The sequence below is a fragment of the Paraconexibacter antarcticus genome, assembly GCF_024220175.1.
In the GTDB taxonomy this organism is placed as follows: domain Bacteria; phylum Actinomycetota; class Thermoleophilia; order Solirubrobacterales; family Solirubrobacteraceae; genus Paraconexibacter; species Paraconexibacter antarcticus.
Genome location: NZ_CP098502.1, coordinates 1124064 through 1141078 on the forward strand (window position 1 = coordinate 1124064; position 17015 = coordinate 1141078).

Sequence of the window (17015 nt, forward strand, 5' to 3'; positions counted from 1 at the left end):
CTTTGCGCCGCCTTTACCCGCGGGCCCGTACCTTCGCCAGCTTCCCCTCCGATCCCGAACCACCACATGAGGTCCTGCTCCGTAATGAACCGCCCGCTGTCCCTGCTGCTCCCCGTCGCCGCCACCGGCCTGCTCGTCGCCGGCTGCGGCAGCTCGTCGAAGAAGGACGACACCCCCGCCAAGAAGCCCGCCGCCGAGGCCGGCACGAAGGCCGTCTCCACCAACCCCGCCGCCGCGCCCGTCGATGCCTCGTCCGGCAAGGTCACGATCACGACGACGGAGTACAAGTTCTCCGCGCCCGAGATCCACGCGAAGGCCGGCAAGCTCAAGGTGACCCTCGACAACAAGGGCGGCGTCGTCCACGAGTTCGTCGTCCTCAAGGACAGTGCTGCGCCCGGCTCGCTGAAGCCCGCCGCCAACGGCCGCGTCAGCGAGAAGACGTCCGTCGGCGAGGTCTCCGAGACCGACCCGGGCAAGACCCGCACCGCGACCCTCGATCTCAAGCCCGGCAAGTACATCTACGTCTGCAACATCCCCACGCACTACATGTCGGGCATGTACGGCGAGCTCGTCGTGAAGTAGCCGCTCAGCGGACGACGAGCAGCACCGGCGGCGCGGCGCCGTCCGGGACGACCCGGTAGCGCCCGGGGCGCGGCGCCGCCACCGTCGCCTGGCGCGTCGCGCCCGGCGCCACGACGAGCCGCACGCGGCGCCCGCCCACGTCGGTGACGACGCCGTGCGGGTGCCCGTCGGCGGCCACGAGGACGAGCCGCAGCGCCGACCCGCGCGGCCGCACGACGAGCCGCGCGGGCCCGAGGGCGCCGTCGCGGAACGTGAAGGTCGCGGTCACCGGCGCCCGGCCGGCCGCGGCCGCGCCGCCCCCGTCACCGGAGGACCCGCACCCGGCGGCGCCGAGGGCCGCCGCTGCGGCCAGCGCGACGACAAGTGAACGTGCACGTGCGGGCGAGGTTGACAGAGGACGAAGGTAGACGATTGGATAGCGCCTCGCACGCCACCCGTGCCCCCGGTCCGGAAGACCGTCGATCGTGCCCCCACTCTCGGAGGAGTCCCTGTGAATCGTTCGCTGCCCCTGGCCGTGGCCACCGCCCTGGCCCTCGGGCTCGCCGCTCCCGTGGCCTCACTCGCGTCCGCTCCGGCCGCTCATTCGAGCGCCGTGAAGAAGAAGGTCGTCAAGAAGAAGAAGCCGCTGCTCGTCTGCCGCCGCGGCTGCCCCTACTCGTCGATCCAGAAGGCGGTCGACGCGGCCCCGGCGGGCGCCACCGTGCGCATCAAGCCCGGCACGTACGTCGAGGGCGCGATCGTCAAGGCCACGAAGGACAACCTGAAGATCGTCGGGCTCGGCACGAAGCCCCAGGAGGTCGTCCTCGAGGGCAAGGGCGCGAAGACCCCGGACGGCAACCCGGCCCAGAACGGCATCTTCGTCGACGGCGCCGACAACGTGACGATGGCGAACATGACGGCGCAGGACTTCCCGGCGAACGGGTTCTTCGTGCGCAACTGCCGCGGTTACCTCATGAGCCACCTCGTCGCCGGCTTCAACCGCGCGTACGGGCTCTACGCCTTCAACTGCATCGGCGGCCGCATGACGTACTCCGTCGGCTACGGCCACGGCGACAGCGCGTTCTACGTCGGGCAGACCCCGGTGCAGGCGAACCCGGAGAAGACGATCCTCGACCACCTCGAGGGCTACGAGAACGTCCTCGGCTACTCGGGCACGAACTCGAAGTACATCGACCTGCGCAACAGCGAGTTCTACAACAACGGTGCCGGTGTGGCCCCGAACACGCTCGGCTCCGAGAAGTACGCCCCGGCGATGTCCGGGACGGTCCAGGAGAACCTCATCTACTGGAACAACTTCAACTACTTCAAGGCCGGCTCGCCGGTGAAGGCGCTGCCCGCCGCGACCGGCGGCTTCAACTACCCGACCGGCGTCGGCGTCGTCCTCTTCGGGACGACCGACTGGACGGTGAAGAACAACCTCGTCTTCGGCAACTTCAAGTACGGGATCATGAGCGTCTCCGACCCGACGTACGCGCCGGCCACGAACCACGGCAACCAGGTCCGCTACAACACGATGGGCGCCGCGTTCGACGACGCGAACGGCGCCGACATCTGGACCGAGGGCAGCGGCTCCGGCAACTGCTGGGAGAACAACTCCGCGGGGACGACGTTCGACCCCGGTGCCGAGCCCGACCTCGTCCTCTACCCGAAGTGCACGGGCTCGCCGCAGAACGTGACCGACCCGGCGCAGCTCGGGGAGATCGCGGGCTACCTGACGCAGAGCAGCGGCCAGGAGGACTCGTGGGTCAAGCACCCGCACCCGCCGCGGCCGGACCGCAAGCCCATCGACGGGCTCGGCGGGTGAGGCGCGTGATCCGCACGCCGCTCACCGTCGCGCTGGCGTCCCTCGCGGCCGCCGGCGCGGCCGCCGGCGCGGTCGCCGCCGTCGCCGGCGCCACGACGACCGCCAGGCCGCAGAAGAAGAGCGTGAGCGTCAACGACAACTTCTACGGCCCGGCGAAGCTCACGATCACGAAGGGCTCGACCGTCACGTGGAAGTGGCCGGCCGACGTCGGCGACAGCCACGACGTGAAGCTCACGAAGAAGCCGTCGGGCGCGAAGTTCACCTTCAAGTCCCCGGACACCGGGAAGAAGGTCACGAAGGGGACGTTCCAGTCGCCGCCGTTCGCCTCCGGCCCCGCGAAGTTCGTCGTGACGGGGTTCAACAAGCCCGGCCGGTACCACCTCATCTGCACGTTCCACGAGACGGAGATGCAGATGGACATCACGGTCAAGAAGTAGCCATGACGTTCCCGGGCCCGGTCGACCGGCGCAACTTCCTCTCCGGCGGCGCCGGCCTGCTGCTCTTCACGATCGCGGGGGAGCGGATCAAGGCCGACGGGCCGGAGCCGGAGTGGACGAAGCTCGCGGACCAGATCAGGACGCCGCCGAAGGTGCGGGCGGCGGAGCTGCGTCAGCTCCCCGGCCTCCCGCCGGCGCCGGCGCCCGCGCCCGGCGGCGTGCGGCGCGAGTACTGGATCGCCGCGGAGAAGGTCCACTGGAACATCGTCCCGACGCGGCGCGACGAGATGATGGACCGCCCGGTGAAGGACAGGGCGAAGTTCACCGCGTGGTGCTACCGCCAGTACACCGCGGGGTTCGGCGCGCCGATGGGCCCGGCGACGATGCCCGGCCCGACCCTCGAGGCGGAGACGGGGGACACGCTCGTCGTCAACTTCCGCAACAAGCTGCCGGTCCCGGCCACGATGCATCCGCACGGGGTCCTCTACTCGCCGGAGATGGACGGCGCCTACAAGGGGACGTACACGGACCCGAGCGGCTTCGTGAAGCCGGGCGCGACCTTCCAGTACTCGTGGGACTGCCGCGCGGGGACCGAGGGCGTGTGGCCGTACCACGACCACGGCCCGCTGGATCCGGCGCCGCTGTACAAGGGCCTCTTCGGGGCGATCAACGTCCGGCCGAAGGGCGTCGCGCGGCCGGACGTCGACCACTACGTCTTCTTCCACTCGCTGCTGCCCGGGGCGACCGGGCTCGCGAAGCCGTTCATGTGCATCAACGGCCGCTCGTACGCGGGCAACACGCCGGAGCTCCGGGCGAAGGTCGGGCAGAAGGTCGCCCAGCACGTCATCGGGATGTCGAACGACTTCCACACCTACCACCTGCACGGGCACCGCTGGACGGGGCCGGACGGGCGGGTCGTCGACAACGTCACCGTCGGGCCGGCGGACAGCTACACGCTGACCTTCACGGAGGACAACCCGGGCCGCTGGTTCTACCACTGCCACGTCTTCTCGCACCTGCACGAGGGGATGAACGGCTGGTATGTCGTCGACCCGTAGCCGGGCGGCGGGCGGGCCGGCGGTCGCCGCGCTCGTTGCGGTGCTCGCCCTCCCCGGCGGCGCGTCCGCGACCTCACGGAAGGTCGCCATCGGGGACTTCCGCTGGTCGACGCCGTCCGTGACGGTGGACCTCGGCGACACCGTCACCTGGATCTGGACCGGCCCGGACACGCAGCACTCGATCACCGGCCTGTCGGCGAACGCCGTGCAGTACGACTCGGACCCGGGCCGCACGCCGAACCACGCGCCCGGCGACCGCTTCCAGATCCGCTTCACCCAGCCCGGCACCTTCGACTTCCACTGCGTCCTGCACGGCATCGTGCGCGGGACGGTGACGGTCGACCCGGTGCCCGGGGACGGGCAGCCGTCGCCCGACCCCGACCCGCCGATCCTCGGCGACCTCACGCCGCCGGTCGTCGACGGCGTGAGCGTCCGCGGGCGCCGGCTGCGCTACACGCTCGACGACCGCGCGACGGTGACGGTCGACGTCGTCAAGCGCGTCGGGCGGCGGGAGGTGCTCGTCCTCACCCGGCACTTCGCGGGCCACGTCGGCTACAACACCGCGACGCTCGACCGCACGCTCACGGCCGGGCGCTACCGCGCGTACTTCCGTGCCGCGGACGCGGCCAACAACCAGAGCAAGGACGCGGTCACCGACTTCACCGTGGCGCGCCGGCGCCGGTGATCCGGCCGCTCAGCAGCTGCGCGTCGTGGGCGGCGTGAGCGTCAGCGTCGTGCGGTCGACCCGCCGCCCGCCCGTGCGCAGCGTGAACGCGTAGCGGCCCTCGGCGAACGCCGCGTCGCGCAGCCCGAGGGCGCTCGCCGTCAGCTCGACGGTGCGGCGGCCGGCGTCCCGCGCGCGGACGCGGACGGCGCGTGTGCGGGCGGCGTGCCCCGGCGGGACGACGGTGAGCCGGACGACGCGCCCCGGCCGCAGGCCGGCCCAGCGCAGCCGCACGCGGACCGCCGTCACGGGGATCGCCTGGCAGAGCGGGCCATGCCCGCCGCGCCCGACGCGCAGCACCGTCTGGTTGACCTTCAGCAGGTCGAACGCGCTGACGCGGGCGGGGGGTGGCAGGTCGGCGGTCACGCGGCTCGGTCCCCTAGAAGCGCTTCTTCAGCATCCCGAAGACGCCGCGCACGACGTCCTTCTGGAGCTGCTTGCCCTGGCGCGACTGCAGGAAGTCGCCGATCGAGCCGCCGGCGGCCCCCGCGAAGCCGCCGCCGCCCGCGGGCGCCGGATGCCGGCGGGCCTCCGCCGCCGCGGCGCGGTCGGCCGCGGCCTGCGCCTTGGCCTCGGCGGCCGCGCGCTTCTCGGCCTCCTCGGCGGCGGCCGCGGCGTCCTTCTCGGCCTGGGCCTGGGCCTGGGCGGCGGCCGCCGCGGCCGCGTCGCGCGCCGCGGTGACGCGCGCCTCGAGCGCCTCGCGCGCCGATGGCCCGTCCACCCGCGTGCCGTACTTCGCCCACAGCGGCGAGGCCTGCGCGGCGCCGGCGACGTCGTCGGCCGGGCCCATGCGCGAGCGCGGCGGGCACATGCGGCTGTGGACGACCGGGGTCGGGACGCCGTTCTCCGAGAGGACCGTCACGACCGCCTCGCCGATGCCGAGCGCGGGCAGCAGCTCCTCGAGGTCGTAGAAGTCCGACTTCGGGAACGTCGGCACGGTCGCCCTCAGCGCCTTCGCGTCGTCGGGGGTGAAGGCGCGCAGCGCGTGCTGGATGCGGTTGCCGAGCTGGCCGAGGACGTCGCCGGGCACGTCCTTCGGCGTCTGGGTGACGAAGAAGACGCCGACGCCCTTGGAGCGGATGAGCCGGACGGTCTCGATCGCGTCGGTGAAGGCCTTCGTCGCCCCGTCGAACAGTAGGTGCGCCTCGTCGAAGAAGAAGACGAGCTTCGGCTTGGGGAGGTCGCCGGCCTCGGGGAGCGTCTCGAAGAGCTCGGCGAGGATCCCCATGATCGCCGTCGAGAAGAGCGCCGGCCGGTCGACGACCCCGGGCAGCTCGAGGCACGAGATGACCCCGCGCCCGTCCGGCGCGAGCTGCAGCAGGTCCATGACGTCGAAGGCGGGCTCGCCGAAGAACTCGGTGCCGCCGCCGTCCTCGAGGCCGACGAGCGCGCGCAGCAGGACGCCGACGGTCGCGGGGGAGAGGCCGCCGATGCCCTTCAGCTCGTCCTTGCCCTCGTCCGAGTCGAGGAACGTCAGGAGCGCGCGCAGGTCGCCGAGGTCCAGGAGCGCGAGGCCCTTCTCGTCGGCGTAGTGGAAGACGAGGCCGAGCGACTGCTCCTGCGTCTCGTTCGCGCCGAGGATCTTCGCGAGCAGCTGCGGGCCGAAGTCGCTGACGGTCGCGCGGACGGGGACGCCCGCCCCGATGCCGCCGAGCGCGAGGTACTGGCTCGGGAAGCCGGTGGGGGAGAACGTGAGGCCGAGGTCGGTCGCCCGCCGGCCGGCGGCCCCGGCCGGGTCGCCGGGGGCGCTCAGGCCGGAGAGGTCGCCCTTCATGTCGGCGACGAAGACCGGGACGCCGAAGGCCGAGAGCTGCTCGGCGAGGCCCTGCAGCGTCTTCGTCTTGCCGGTGCCGGTCGCGCCCGCGATGAGCCCGTGGCGGTTCATCATCGCGAGCGGCACGCGGACCGGCGCGTCCTGGTGCACGGCGCCCTCGTGGACCCCGCGCCCGAGGTCGACCCCGTCGCCGGTGACGGTGTAGGCCTGGGCGATCGCGGTCGAGAAGTCGCTCATGCGGCGGACGCTGTCCGACCGGGGTGGGTGGGACGGGCCCTGGGAACCGGCTGGTGGGGCGGGTCAGCTCACAAGCCGTAGGACTTCCCGATGACGTCGAGCATGACCTCGTCGGTGCCCGCGCCGATGCGGTTCAGGCGCATGTCGCGCCACACCCGCTCGACGCCGTACTCCTTCATGTAGCCGGCGCCGCCGTGGATCTGGATGCACTCGTCCGCCACCTCGACCGCGATCCGCGAGGCGTAGAGCTTCGCCATCGAGATCTCGCGCACGGGGTACTCCCCGTTCTGGAAGCGCCAGGCCGTCATGTAGACCATCTGGCGCGCCGTCTCGATCTTCGTCGCCATCTCCGCGAACTTGTGGCGCGTGACCTGGAACTTCCCGATCTCGCGGCCGAACGCCTTGCGCTCCATCGCGTACTTCATCGTCTGGTCGAAGCAGTGCTGGGCGCCCGCGACGCAGCCGGCGGCCCCGATGAGCCGCTCGCCCTGGAGCTCCCACATGATGTGGTAGAAGCCCTTGCCGACCTGGCCGAGGACCGCGCTCGCGCTGACGCGGACGTCCTGGAAGGCGAGCAGCGCCGTGTCGGACGCGTGCATGCCGAGCTTCTGCAGGCGCTTCTCCCGGATGACGCCGGGCGCGTCCATCGGGACGAGGAAGAGCGTGAAGCCGTCGTAGCCCGCGTCGGGGTCGGTCTTCGTGACGAGGACGATGACGTCGGCCCGGTGGCCGTTCGTGATGTACGTCTTCGAGCCGTTGATGACGTACTCGTCGGTGGCCTCGTCGTACACCGCGCGCGTCTTGATGCCGGCGACGTCCGAGCCCGCGTCCGGCTCGGTGATGCCGAGGCAGAGGATCTTGGTGCCCGCGATGGCCGGAGCCGCCCACGCCTGCTTCTGCTCCTCGGTGCCGAAGGCGAGGATCGGCGGCATCGCCATGTCGGTCTGCACCGCGAGGCCCATCGCCAGGCCGCCCGAGCGGGCGTGGACGATCTCCTCCGCCAGCACGAGGGCGCTGTAGTAGTCGCCGCCCTGGCCGCCGTACTCGACGGGCTTGTCGAGGCCGAGGAAGCCGAGCTCGCCCATGCGGCGGAAGACCGAGTCGGGGAAGGTCGTCTCCTCCCACTCGTCGGCGTGGGGCGCGAGCTCCTTCTTCGCGAAGGCGCGGATCGACTCCCGGAGCTGTTCGTGCTCGTCGGTGAAGATGAAGTGCTTGCGCTGCGAGGCGTGGTCGGGCTTCAGGACGGACGCGGCGGTGGTCATGCGCCGACGGTACCGGCGTCGGAGGCCAAAGTAAACAGTGGCACTTCCCACTTTCCACGAACCGCGTCGGACGGTCGCGCGAGCCCGCGCCGGAAACGCGGTTCCATGTAGCGTCCTGCCGACCATGAGCCTCACCGCCGTTCGCTACGACGTCGCCGCGGGTGTTGCGACGATCGCCATGGACCAGCCGGACTCGCGCAACGCGCTGTCCGACGAGCTCCTCGGAGACCTCATCACGGCCTTCGAGCAGGCTCGGGACGACGCGGCGGTCGGCTGCGTCGTGCTCGCGTCCACCCATCCGACCACGTTCAGTGCCGGGGGCAATCTCGGCGGCTTCGCGGCCGACGTCCCCCTCGTCCACAAGCACGCGGGGACGGAGGCGTTCCCGCGGCTCTTCACGCTCATCGGCGAGCTCGGCAAGCCGGTGATCTGCGCCGCGAACGGCCACTGCCTCGCGGGCGCCTTCGGCCTCGCGCTCGGCTGCGACCTCATCATCGCGTCGGACAAGGCGACGTTCGGCACGCCGGAGATCAACGTCGGCGTCTTCCCATTCATGATCGCCGCGCTCATCTTCCGCAACGTCCCGCGCAAGAAGGCGACCGAGCTCATGCTCCTCGGCGACCGCATCACGCCCGAGGAGGCCGAGCGGCTCGGGATCGTCAACAAGGTCGTCCCCGCGGACGAGTTCGACGCCGCCGTCGCCGACTGGGCCGGCCGTCTCGCGAAGAAGTCCCCGGTGCTGATGAAGCTCGGCAAGGACGCCCTCTGGCGCCAGAAGGACATGCCGCTCGAGGACGCGTGGGACTTCCTGCGCTCGCAGCTCACGATCGCCTTCTCGACCGAGGACATCAAGGAGGGGGTCGCGGCATTCTTCGAGAAGCGCGACCCCGAGTGGAAGGGGCGATGAGAATGCCGGCGGCATTCTTCGAGAAGCGCGACCCCGAGTGGAAGGGTCGGTGAGCGGGGTCGACGACACGCGGCATCTCGTCGCGCTCCTCTGCCGGACCTCCGACCGCGACGCCGACGGGATGCTCGGGGCCGCCGCCCTCGGCGAGGCGCTCGGCGCGCGGGCCATCGGCTCGCCCGGGACGCCGCGCCGGACGTCGTACGCCGAGGACCTCGAGGAGGCCCGCGGCTGCCTGCTCGAGGCGGGCGGCCAGCTCGACGACGCGTTCGAGGCCGGCAAGGTCCCCGTGCTGCTCGCGGGCACCTGCTCGATCTGCGTGAGCACGCTGCCCGTCGTCGCCCGCCACCATCCCGACGCGCTGGTCCTCTGGCTCGACGCGCACGCGGACTTCAACACCCCGGACACCTCGCAGTCGAAGTTCCTCGGCGGGATGGGCCTCGCCGGCGCGTGCGGACTGTGGGACACGGGCTTCGGCGCGGGCCTCGACCCGGCGCGCGTCGTCATGTTCGGCGTCCGCGACGTCGAGGGCGGCGAGCGGGTCCTCCTCGAGCGGCAGGGGGTCGGCACCGTCGACCGTCCCGGCGCGCTCGCGGACCTGCTCGACGCGCGCAAGGTCTTCATCCACCTCGACCTCGACATCCTCGATCCCGAGGTGCTCCCGTCCGGCTTCCCCGCCGACGGCGGGCTCGACTTCGAGCAGCTGCGCCGCCTCCTGGACCTCGTGGCGGGCGCGGCCGACGTCATCGGCGCCGAGATCACCGGGGCCCATCCGGACCACGCCGAGGTCCTGGCCGGCGTCCTCGGCCCGCTGTTGTGACCGGCGGGGGGCTCCCGGCGCCCCGACACCGTGTCATGTGACCCCGCGCACATTCAGGAGGGCCTGCGTCGGGCAGAATGGTTGCAGGTACAACTGTGTCTGCCGCCCAGCCCCGCATCCGTGACATCACCCCCGCCGACAAGGCCGCCCTCCGGCGCCTGCACGCGCGGCTGTCCGACGAGTCGCGCTACCGGCGGTTCCACTCGGCCAAGACCGAGCTGACCCGGGGCGACCTGAAGTACCTGACCGAGATCGACGGGCACGACCACGTCGCGCTCGTGGCCGAGGACCCGGCGCGGCCGGGCGAGCTGCTCGGCGTCGTCCGCGCGGTCCGGAGCGGCGCGGGCTCGCGCGAGGCGGAGATCGCGATCGTCGTCCGCGACGACCTCCAGATGCACGGTCTCGGCGCGGTCCTCGTCGACGCGCTGCGCCGGCGGGTCGACTGCGAAGGCGTCGGCGCGCTCGTCGCCGAGGTGCAGGGCGACAACCACCGGGCGCTGCGCTTCTTCCAGGGCCAGGGCGCGCGTCAGCGCCAAGGCGGCTCCGGCGGGGGCGTCTGGTCGCTCGAGCTGCCGGTCCGCCTCCCCTAGGGTTGCGCCGTCGCCGGTGCCCGTGGCAGAGTGGGGAGTAGGACTTCCCACTTGCCACGAAAGGGTGCCCTCAATGCGCCTCGACGACCCCGTCGTCATCACCTGCTCGATCTCCGGCTCTCTCGCCGACCGCAACCAGTGCCCGGCGATCCCCTACACCCCGGCCGAGTACGCGGCCGAGGCCCGGCGGATCGTCGACGCCGGCGGCGTCCACATCCACATCCACGCACGCAAGCCTGACGGCACGCCGTCCTACGAGGTCGAGGACTTCCAGGCGATCAGCGACGCGATCCGGGCCGAGGTCGGCGACGCGGCGATCATGAACTTCTCGACCGGCGCGATGGGCGTGAGCTTCGAGAAGCGGGTCGAGTACCTCCGCGCGGTCCGCCCCGAGGTCGCCGCGCTGAACATGGGCTCGATGAACTACGCGAAGTACTCGGCGCGCCGCAAGCAGTTCGTCTTCAGCGCCGTCTTCGCCAACCCGTTCGACGAGATCATCGGGTTCCTCGACGTCATGAACGAGCTCGGCATCAAGCCCGAGCACGAGTGCTTCGACGTCGGCCACGTCGGCTCGCTCGCGCCGCTCATCGACATGGGGGTCCTGAAGACGCCGCTCCACGTCGACTTCGTCATGGGCGTCACCGGCGGCATCCCGCCGACCGCGCGCAACCTCGCGGCGATGGCGGACAACCTGCCGGAGGGCGACCATCACTGGGGCGTCATCGGGATCAGCCGCATCCAGTGGACGATGGTCGCCGCCGCGCTGAGCCTCGGCGGCTCGATCCGCGTCGGCCTGGAGGACAACTTCTACCTCCCCGACGGCACCGTGGCCCGCTCGAACGGCGACCTCATCGAGAAGGCGCATCAGATGGTCATCGACGCGGGTCGCCGTCCCGCGACCGTGCAGGAGGCCCGCGCGGCGCTCCACCTCCCGGAGGTCCCGCTCGCGAGCGCGGCGGCCCGGTGAACGCGGACGGCCTCCTCAAGATGAGCGAGCTGGCGGAGGCCTCCGGGGTCTCCGCCGGCACGATCAAGCACTACCTGCGCGAGGGGCTGCTCGGCGCCGGCGAGGACGTCGTGCGCACCTCGCGGAACATGGCCTACTACCCGGTCGGCTACGTCGAGCGCGTCCGGCTCATCAAGCGGCTGCAGGAGGACCGGTACATGCCGCTGCGGGTCATCAAGGACGTGCTCGACGACGACCCGGCCCGGGCCCAGGCGCTCGTCGAGCTCGAGGACCGCATCCTCGAGCGGGCCGCCGCGGCCGGGGACCGGCGTGTCCGCGTCGGCGTCGACGAGGTCCGGGCCCGCCACGCGCTGCCCGAGCGCATGCTCGAGCGGCTCGCCGAGCTCGGGGTGCTCACGCCGGACGCGCGCGGCTACGACGCGGACGATGTCGCGATCATCGAGGCGATGGAGCGCTTCCGCGCGGGGGGCTACGACGAGCGCCTCGGCTTCACGGTCTACGAGACGCTCCGCTACAAGGAGGCGCTCGAGCCGCTCGTGCGCGAGGAGGTGCGCGCCCTGCTCGGCCGGCTCGCGGGGGAGGTCGACCCCGACCGCGCGGCCGAGATCGTCGAGGCCGGCGCGGCCCCGCTGCGCGAGCTCATCGGCGCGATGCACTCCAAGCTGCTGCTCGCCGAGCTGCGCCGCGCGCGGGCGGCGGCGGGCTGAACGGCGGTCCGGCGACCCCGCCTGGGGCCGCCGGACGCGCGTCGGGTCAGCCGGTCGTGTCCTGGCGGGTCGAGCCCGCGAGCTTCAGGGCGACGATCGACGTGTTCGCCGTCTTCCAGCCGATGCCCGACTCGCAGATGAGCGTGATGTCGGACGGCTGCGCGAGCGTGCGGGTGATCTGCAGGCTCATCGTGTTCGCGTACAGCGCGTAGGGCGAGGCGATCGGCGCGTAGGCGTCGTGGAGGTCGCCCGCCGCGTCGAGGCGGCAGTGCCCCTCGCCGTTCTTCGGCTCCTTCAGGAGCTCCGGGAGGAGCCCGGCGTTCGCCGCGGTCGGCGCCATCGTCGTGTTCGCGATGATCAGGTAGGTGCCCGCCGCGAGCGCCTTGATCGACGCGACGTTCTGCTGCCCCGCGGGGGAGGACGGGCCGTCCTTGCGGACCGCCTCGGTCGCGACGAAGGCGGCGGACGTGCCCGCCGAGTTCAGCGCCGAGCGCACGCCGCTGCTCAGGTCGCTCGACTGGATGGAGCCGTGCTTGATGGCGCGGCCGTCGACCGCGCTGTTCGCGATCTGGTCGTTCTTCAACGAGTGCCGGGCGAGGTCCGAGCCCGAGAGGGCGCCGGCCTTGACCTGCGAGCTGTTCTTGATGAGGACGACGCTCGCGGCGGTCGCCGTCCCGGCACACGCGACGACGAGCGCGATGATGGAGACGAGCAGCGCGGGGCTGGGTCGTGAGATACGCATGGATTCCCCTGCCAGTGGGTGTTGTGGGTGGTTACTCGGCCACAACCCGGGTCCCACCCGGGCGATGCGGCGGAGATGCCAGCCGACGATACCCCGAAGTGCGGCGTCCGACGCACGTCCGCGCCCACCGGCGCGCGTTCAGCGGACGCGGATGCCGAACTCGAACGAGTTGTAGGCGTTCGCGTACGTCACCGAGACGCCGACGACCGTCGACGACTTGCGGAGCTTCTTCGGCAGGGTGATGCGCCAGCGCTTCTTCGTCTTCGTGACCTGGTCGCCCTCGCCGTTGGCGGTGATGACCTCGCGCTTGTGCGGGCCGTCCAGGCGCGCGGTGCGCCACGTCACGTAGCCGACGGGGACCTTGAAGAGCAGCGTGATCTGCTCGCCGGCCGAGACCCTCACGACCGGGACGTCGGGAAGCGGGAACGTGGCCGTGTGGCAGATGCCGCCGGTGAAGTTCGCGTTCGGCAGGCAGTAGGACCCCTGCTTCGCCTGGACCGACTGTCGCGACTTCTTCGTCTTGGCGATCATCACCGTGAACGGCTGCGACGGCGTCTGCGCCGGGTCGCTCGTCCCGTCGGCCAGCGCGCCGGCGGCCGGGCCCGCCACGAGGGTCATGGCGGTCAGCGTGAGTGCCACACGGCGGCTGCGGTCTCCCAATCGCATGGGTTGGACGGTAGCGCAGCCTTCCGGCCGGGGGCCAGTTCGAACACGACGCGCGCGTCACCAGCGGGCGTGGTGACGCTCCATCACGCCGAAGCCGGACGTGAGCTCCAGCGGGCCGGTGGGGCCGGGCACGCTCCCGGTGAACGTCCCGAACGGCTGGACGTAGTCGCTGCGCACCGGGCCGAGGCCGTCCCTGCGGGCCCGCACGCCCTCGGCGGTGAAGGCGAGCGCCCCGCCCTCGGCGAACGCGACGCCGTCGAGCGCGAGGGCGAAGCCGACCGGCCCGAGGGCGTGGGCGCGCCCGCCGATCCACACGGTCCGCTCGCTCACGGTCGGGCCGTCGTGGATGCCGGTGACGACGTTCCACAGCGCGGTGCGGCCGTCGGCGAGCGTTCCCGTCCCGGCGGACCACTCCCAGTCCGTGCGCCGCGCGTGGTGGCCGGCCGAGTCGTCCACGAGGGCGAGGCCGCGGACGTGCCGGGCGCGGCCGCCGGCCCGGACGGTCCCGCTCGCGCGCATTGGCGTCTTGCGCGTCCAGATCCACGCGCGCCCGTGGGGGGAGCAGACGTCGACGGCGTCGCCGCCCGGCTCGAGGCGCAGGTCGATCTCCACGCCGCGGGCCCGCACGCGGACGCGGCCCAGGCGGTCGCCCGGCCCCCCGACGAGGACACCTCGCGTCCCGAACGCGGTGCGCTCGTGGAGGACGCCGGCCCCGCGATCCCACACGGCCCAGAACGCCTGCGGGACGCCGCCGACGTCCACGCGCCCGACGCAGAGCATCACGTCCTCGGAGTACAGGCCCACGTAGCGCCAGCGCTTGCGCGGGCGGCCGGCGCGGAGGAGCGGCATCCTGTCCGGCGGGAACGGGCGCCCGGCCGCGGGGAAGGTGCCGTCGGCGCGGACGGCGGGGGCCTTGATCGGCATCGCAGCTATGCTTCCAGGCCAGCGATTGACTCGTCAGTCAATCACGTCGGAGAGACCAGGTCCCCTTGCGCGCCGCGGCAGTACAGCTCAACGCCACCGATGATCCGGACCGCGCCCAGGCGACGGCCGAGCGCCTCGTGCGCGAGGCGGCCGCCCGCGGGGCGACGCTCGTCGTCCTGCCCGAGAAGTGGCCCGCGCTCGGGACCACCGCGATCCTCCGGGCCGCCGCGGAGCCGCTCGACGGCCCCCGGGGCCGCTGGGCCGCCGCCCTCGCGCAGGAGCTCGGCATCGACCTCGTCGCCGGGTCGGTCTCCGAGGCCCGGCCGGGCACCGGCCGCCTGAGCAACACGAGCGTCCACTACGGCCCCGACGGCGCCGCCCGCGCGACGTACCGCAAGGTCCATCTCTTCGACGTCGACGTCGACGGGCATCGCTATCGCGAGTCCGACGCGGAGGACGCGGGCGACGAGCTCGTCCTCACCCACACCGCCGACGGCGTCGGCGTGGGCCTGAGCATCTGCTACGACCTGCGCTTCGCCGAGCTCTACCGCCGGCTCACGGGGGCGGGCGCGCGCGTGCTCGCCGTCCCCGCCGCCTTCACGCTCGCGACGACGCGCGACCACTGGGAGCTGCTGCTCCGCGCCCGCGCGGTCGAGAACCAGGCGTTCGTCGTCGCCGCGAACCAGGTCGGCGAGCACCCGGGCGGCGCCCGCTCGGGGGGCCGGTCGATGATCGTCGACCCGTGGGGCCTCGTCCTCGCGCAGGTTCCCGACGGTGAGGGTGTCTGCCTCGCCGACCTCGACCTCGGCCGCCAGGACGAGGTCCGCCGCACGCTGCCGGCGCTCGCGCACGGGCGGCCGGGGGTCTACGCGGGCGAGGTCGTGGTCCGCTGATGGCGACCGCGCGGACGACCGCGGCCGAGCGGCGCCGCCAGATCCTCGACGCCGCCGTGCGAGTCTTCGCACGGCAGGGCTTCCACACCTGCCGCGTGAGCGACATCGCCGACGAGGCCGGCGTCGCCTACGGCCTGCTGTACCACTACTTCCGCTCGAAGGACGAGGTGCTCGACACCCTCTTCCTCGAGCGCTGGGACGTCATGGTCGAGCTCATCGAGCAGGTCGACGCGCGCACCGAGCTCACGGCGCGCGAGAAGCTCGCCGCGATCACCTCGTTCATCATCGACTCCTACCGCCACGACCCCGACCTCATGAAGGTCGTCATCGTCGAGGTGACCCGGGCGGCGAACACGTTCGGCAGGACCCACCTCGACGCGATCAACCGCGCCTACGGCTCGATCGCGAAGATCATCGAGAAGGGCATGGCCAGCGGCGAGCTGCGGGACACGATCACGCCGCAGTTCGCGGCGATGACGTTCTACGGCGCGATCGAGCAGGCGCTCACGGGCTGGATCTTCGACATGCTCCCGACCGGCGACGAGTCCTTCGAGCAGATCAAGGGCTTCGTGGTGGACACGATCTGCGGCGGGCTCGACGCGCGGCCCGCCCCGGATCCGCCCGCCGGGGTTTGAGCGCCGCCCGCCCGGGCAGAGCAGGCCGTGCGGGCACACGTCCCGCCGTCTGCCGAACAAGACACTAGGATCCGCCACGCATGGAAAACGAACTCGTCAAGCGCCTCATGTACTCGGCCCTGCTGGCCGGTCTCGGGGCGCTCGCCAGCGTCGCGACCACCAAGTCCGCCGCCTTTATCTGGCGGCGCGTCTTCGACGAGGAGCCGCCGGAGTGAGTGATCAGCCCCAGTCCGAGTCCGGTGCCGCACCGGCGGAGGAGCCGGCCCCCTTCGCCCCGCCGGAGGCGCCCGTCGCCCCCGAGCCCGCGACCGACGCCGCCGATCCGGGGACCGAGGTCGTGGCGCCCGCCGCCGAGGCCGCCCCGGAGCCGGAGTCCGTACCGGAGCCGGTCGTCCCGTCGGGGCCCGTCGCCGCCCCCGAGCCGACGCCGACCGTGTCCGCGGCCGACGCGTCCTTCTCCCGGCCCGCCGGGAGCGCCGCGCCGCCGCCCCCGCCGAGCCCCCTGTCCGCGCAGGCCTACGAGGACCGTCCCGAAGTCCTCGTCGGAGCCGCGTTCGCCGGCGGCATCCTTGCCGCCCTGATCCTCAAGCGCCTTGGCAAATAACCCGTACAGCCCCAGCAACGGCTCCGACCAGCAGCCGCCCGCCGCGATCGCCCAGGCGATCAGCGAGATCAGCGAGAAGATGACGCTGCTCATCCGCGAGGAGATCGAGCTCGCGAAGGCCGAGGTCGAGGTCAAGGCGAAGTCGCTCTTGAAGGGGGCGGTCGTCGGCATCGCCGGCGGCGTCTTCTTCATCGTCGGGCTCTACTTCGCCCTGCACGGCCTCGCCTGGCTCGCCTGGTACGAGCTCTTCCCCAAGGAGACGTTCTTCTGGGGGTTCTTCCTCGTTGCCGGCGTGCTCTTCGTCATGGGCGGCCTCGCCGGCTTCTTCGCGGCCAAGCTCTTCAAGGCCGGGAAGTCGCCCGCGCCGACGATGGCGATCCGCGAGGCGCAGCTCATCAAGGAGACCGTGACGACGACCAGGGCGGAGAAGCACTAGATGGCATCGCGTACCCCGGAGGAGATCCGCGCCTCGATCGAGGCGAACCGGAACGAGCTCGCCGTCTCCGTCCAGAAGCTCCGCAACGAGGTGGCCGAGGTCACCGACTGGCGCAAGCAGCTGAAGGCCAACCAGCAGGCCGTCGTCATCGGCGCCGCGGTCGTCGGCTTCGTCGCCGCCGGTGGCGTCGCCGCGTTCGGCAGCCTCTTCACGCGCCGCAAGCGTCACCGCGCCGCCCGCGGCTACTAG

Annotated in this window: 23 protein-coding genes; 16 read left to right on the plus strand and 7 right to left on the minus strand. The window is 72.2% G+C overall.

Annotated elements, in window-relative coordinates; translation table 11 throughout:
* The first annotated feature begins 84 nt into the window (after positions 1–84).
* A complete protein-coding gene (locus NBH00_RS05660; protein ID WP_254572376.1) occupies positions 85–582 on the plus strand; it encodes a plastocyanin/azurin family copper-binding protein in 498 nt (165 codons plus the stop codon).
* Between the two features lie 4 nt (positions 583–586).
* On the opposite strand, the gene NBH00_RS05665 is transcribed toward NBH00_RS05660, so the two are convergent.
* The gene (locus NBH00_RS05665) at positions 587–850 is read right to left on the minus strand and encodes a cupredoxin domain-containing protein (protein ID WP_254572377.1); all 264 of its coding nucleotides are present in this window, start codon (positions 848–850) and stop codon (positions 587–589) included.
* A gap of 246 nt (positions 851–1096) precedes the next feature.
* Between NBH00_RS05665 and NBH00_RS05670 the strand changes: the two genes are divergently transcribed.
* Genes NBH00_RS05670 through NBH00_RS05685 form a run of 4 tightly spaced genes read left to right on the plus strand, consistent with a single transcriptional unit; the run spans position 1097 to position 4566 of the window.
* The gene (locus NBH00_RS05670) at positions 1097–2386 is read left to right on the plus strand and encodes a hypothetical protein (RefSeq protein WP_254572378.1); all 1290 of its coding nucleotides are present in this window, start codon (positions 1097–1099) and stop codon (positions 2384–2386) included.
* A complete protein-coding gene (locus NBH00_RS05675) occupies positions 2383–2823 on the plus strand; it encodes a cupredoxin domain-containing protein (RefSeq protein WP_254572379.1) in 441 nt (146 codons plus the stop codon). Before NBH00_RS05670 ends, NBH00_RS05675 begins: the two co-directional genes overlap by 4 nt.
* Before the next feature lie 2 nt (positions 2824–2825).
* The gene (locus NBH00_RS05680) at positions 2826–3881 is read left to right on the plus strand and encodes a multicopper oxidase domain-containing protein (RefSeq protein ID WP_254572380.1); all 1056 of its coding nucleotides are present in this window, start codon (positions 2826–2828) and stop codon (positions 3879–3881) included.
* Positions 3865–4566, plus strand: a complete 702-nt coding sequence (locus NBH00_RS05685; protein ID WP_254572381.1) for a plastocyanin/azurin family copper-binding protein — start codon at positions 3865–3867, stop codon at positions 4564–4566. The genes NBH00_RS05680 and NBH00_RS05685 overlap by 17 nt, the downstream gene beginning before the upstream one ends.
* Positions 4567–4575: 9 nt before the next feature.
* On the opposite strand, the gene NBH00_RS05690 is transcribed toward NBH00_RS05685, so the two are convergent.
* The 3 genes from NBH00_RS05690 to NBH00_RS05700 form a co-directional block, all read right to left on the minus strand.
* Entirely contained in the window at positions 4576–4971 is a 396-nt protein-coding gene (locus tag NBH00_RS05690; protein ID WP_254572382.1) for a hypothetical protein, read from the minus strand.
* 13 nt (positions 4972–4984) lie between these two features.
* On the minus strand, positions 4985–6616 hold the full coding sequence (locus NBH00_RS05695; RefSeq protein ID WP_254572383.1) for a helicase HerA-like domain-containing protein: 1632 nt from the start codon (positions 6614–6616) through the stop codon (positions 4985–4987).
* A 68-nt stretch (positions 6617–6684) separates the two neighbouring features.
* The gene (locus NBH00_RS05700; protein ID WP_254572384.1) at positions 6685–7878 is read right to left on the minus strand and encodes an acyl-CoA dehydrogenase family protein; all 1194 of its coding nucleotides are present in this window, start codon (positions 7876–7878) and stop codon (positions 6685–6687) included.
* A 124-nt stretch (positions 7879–8002) separates the two neighbouring features.
* On the opposite strand from NBH00_RS05700, the gene NBH00_RS05705 reads away from it, so the two are divergent.
* The 5 genes from NBH00_RS05705 to NBH00_RS05725 all read left to right on the plus strand — a co-directional run bounded on the left by NBH00_RS05705 (position 8003) and on the right by NBH00_RS05725 (position 11866).
* Positions 8003–8785, plus strand: coding sequence for an enoyl-CoA hydratase/isomerase family protein (locus tag NBH00_RS05705; RefSeq protein WP_254572385.1), 783 nt, complete (start codon positions 8003–8005; stop codon positions 8783–8785).
* A gap of 49 nt (positions 8786–8834) precedes the next feature.
* Positions 8835–9602 (plus strand): arginase family protein, encoded by a 768-nt coding sequence (locus NBH00_RS05710; RefSeq protein WP_254572386.1) that lies wholly within the window; start codon positions 8835–8837, stop codon positions 9600–9602.
* A gap of 95 nt (positions 9603–9697) precedes the next feature.
* Complete coding sequence (locus NBH00_RS05715) at positions 9698–10192, plus strand: GNAT family N-acetyltransferase (RefSeq protein ID WP_254572387.1); 495 nt, start codon at positions 9698–9700, stop codon at positions 10190–10192.
* 73 nt (positions 10193–10265) lie between these two features.
* Positions 10266–11159, plus strand: a complete 894-nt coding sequence (locus tag NBH00_RS05720) for a beta-keto acid cleavage family enzyme (RefSeq protein WP_254572388.1) — start codon at positions 10266–10268, stop codon at positions 11157–11159.
* 20 nt (positions 11160–11179) lie between these two features.
* A complete protein-coding gene (locus NBH00_RS05725; RefSeq protein WP_254572389.1) occupies positions 11180–11866 on the plus strand; it encodes a MerR family transcriptional regulator in 687 nt (228 codons plus the stop codon).
* A gap of 46 nt (positions 11867–11912) precedes the next feature.
* Here NBH00_RS05725 and NBH00_RS05730 read toward each other — a convergent pair whose 3' ends face one another.
* The 3 genes from NBH00_RS05730 to NBH00_RS05740 form a co-directional block, all read right to left on the minus strand.
* Positions 11913–12608 (minus strand): hypothetical protein, encoded by a 696-nt coding sequence (locus NBH00_RS05730; RefSeq protein ID WP_254572390.1) that lies wholly within the window; start codon positions 12606–12608, stop codon positions 11913–11915.
* 138 nt (positions 12609–12746) lie between these two features.
* Positions 12747–13226 carry a hypothetical protein gene (locus tag NBH00_RS05735; RefSeq protein WP_254572391.1) on the minus strand — a complete coding sequence of 160 codons (480 nt, stop codon included), beginning with the start codon at positions 13224–13226 and terminating at the stop codon, positions 12747–12749.
* Positions 13227–13331: 105 nt separating this feature from the next.
* Positions 13332–14198: a DUF2804 family protein gene (locus NBH00_RS05740; RefSeq protein ID WP_254572392.1), complete on the minus strand. Its 867-nt coding sequence runs from the start codon at positions 14196–14198 to the stop codon at positions 13332–13334.
* A 65-nt stretch (positions 14199–14263) separates the two neighbouring features.
* On the opposite strand from NBH00_RS05740, the gene NBH00_RS05745 reads away from it, so the two are divergent.
* The 6 genes from NBH00_RS05745 to NBH00_RS05765 all read left to right on the plus strand — a co-directional run bounded on the left by NBH00_RS05745 (position 14264) and on the right by NBH00_RS05765 (position 17015).
* Complete coding sequence (locus tag NBH00_RS05745) at positions 14264–15091, plus strand: carbon-nitrogen hydrolase family protein (RefSeq protein ID WP_254572393.1); 828 nt, start codon at positions 14264–14266, stop codon at positions 15089–15091.
* Entirely contained in the window at positions 15091–15726 is a 636-nt protein-coding gene (locus tag NBH00_RS05750) for a TetR/AcrR family transcriptional regulator (protein WP_254572394.1), read from the plus strand. Before NBH00_RS05745 ends, NBH00_RS05750 begins: the two co-directional genes overlap by 1 nt.
* Before the next feature lie 80 nt (positions 15727–15806).
* Positions 15807–15941, plus strand: coding sequence for a hypothetical protein (locus NBH00_RS25195; protein ID WP_302182701.1), 135 nt, complete (start codon positions 15807–15809; stop codon positions 15939–15941).
* Entirely contained in the window at positions 15938–16330 is a 393-nt protein-coding gene (locus NBH00_RS05755) for a hypothetical protein (protein ID WP_254572395.1), read from the plus strand. Before NBH00_RS25195 ends, NBH00_RS05755 begins: the two co-directional genes overlap by 4 nt.
* Positions 16320–16766 carry a phage holin family protein gene (locus tag NBH00_RS05760; protein WP_254572396.1) on the plus strand — a complete coding sequence of 149 codons (447 nt, stop codon included), beginning with the start codon at positions 16320–16322 and terminating at the stop codon, positions 16764–16766. Before NBH00_RS05755 ends, NBH00_RS05760 begins: the two co-directional genes overlap by 11 nt.
* Entirely contained in the window at positions 16767–17015 is a 249-nt protein-coding gene (locus NBH00_RS05765) for a DUF3618 domain-containing protein (RefSeq protein ID WP_254572397.1), read from the plus strand.

Bases quoted from the DNA above. Each gene is read 5' to 3' on its own strand.
- NBH00_RS05660 (WP_254572376.1), top strand. From the start codon at position 85: ATGAACCGCCCGCTGTCCCTGCTGCTCCCCGTCGCCGCCACCGGCCTG.
- NBH00_RS05680 (WP_254572380.1), top strand. From the start codon at position 2,826: ATGACGTTCCCGGGCCCGGTCGACCGGCGCAACTTCCTCTCCGGCGGC.
- NBH00_RS05685 (WP_254572381.1), top strand. From the start codon at position 3,865: ATGTCGTCGACCCGTAGCCGGGCGGCGGGCGGGCCGGCGGTCGCCGCG.
- NBH00_RS05695 (WP_254572383.1), bottom strand. From the start codon at position 6,616: ATGAGCGACTTCTCGACCGCGATCGCCCAGGCCTACACCGTCACCGGC.
- NBH00_RS05700 (WP_254572384.1), bottom strand. From the start codon at position 7,878: ATGACCACCGCCGCGTCCGTCCTGAAGCCCGACCACGCCTCGCAGCGC.
- NBH00_RS05705 (WP_254572385.1), top strand. From the start codon at position 8,003: ATGAGCCTCACCGCCGTTCGCTACGACGTCGCCGCGGGTGTTGCGACG.
- NBH00_RS05720 (WP_254572388.1), top strand. From the start codon at position 10,266: ATGCGCCTCGACGACCCCGTCGTCATCACCTGCTCGATCTCCGGCTCT.
- NBH00_RS05725 (WP_254572389.1), top strand. From the start codon at position 11,180: ATGAGCGAGCTGGCGGAGGCCTCCGGGGTCTCCGCCGGCACGATCAAG.
- NBH00_RS05730 (WP_254572390.1), bottom strand. From the start codon at position 12,608: ATGCGTATCTCACGACCCAGCCCCGCGCTGCTCGTCTCCATCATCGCG.
- NBH00_RS05735 (WP_254572391.1), bottom strand. From the start codon at position 13,226: ATGACCCTCGTGGCGGGCCCGGCCGCCGGCGCGCTGGCCGACGGGACG.
- NBH00_RS05740 (WP_254572392.1), bottom strand. From the start codon at position 14,198: ATGCCGATCAAGGCCCCCGCCGTCCGCGCCGACGGCACCTTCCCCGCG.
- NBH00_RS05750 (WP_254572394.1), top strand. From the start codon at position 15,091: ATGGCGACCGCGCGGACGACCGCGGCCGAGCGGCGCCGCCAGATCCTC.
- NBH00_RS25195 (WP_302182701.1), top strand. From the start codon at position 15,807: ATGGAAAACGAACTCGTCAAGCGCCTCATGTACTCGGCCCTGCTGGCC.
- NBH00_RS05765 (WP_254572397.1), top strand. From the start codon at position 16,767: ATGGCATCGCGTACCCCGGAGGAGATCCGCGCCTCGATCGAGGCGAAC.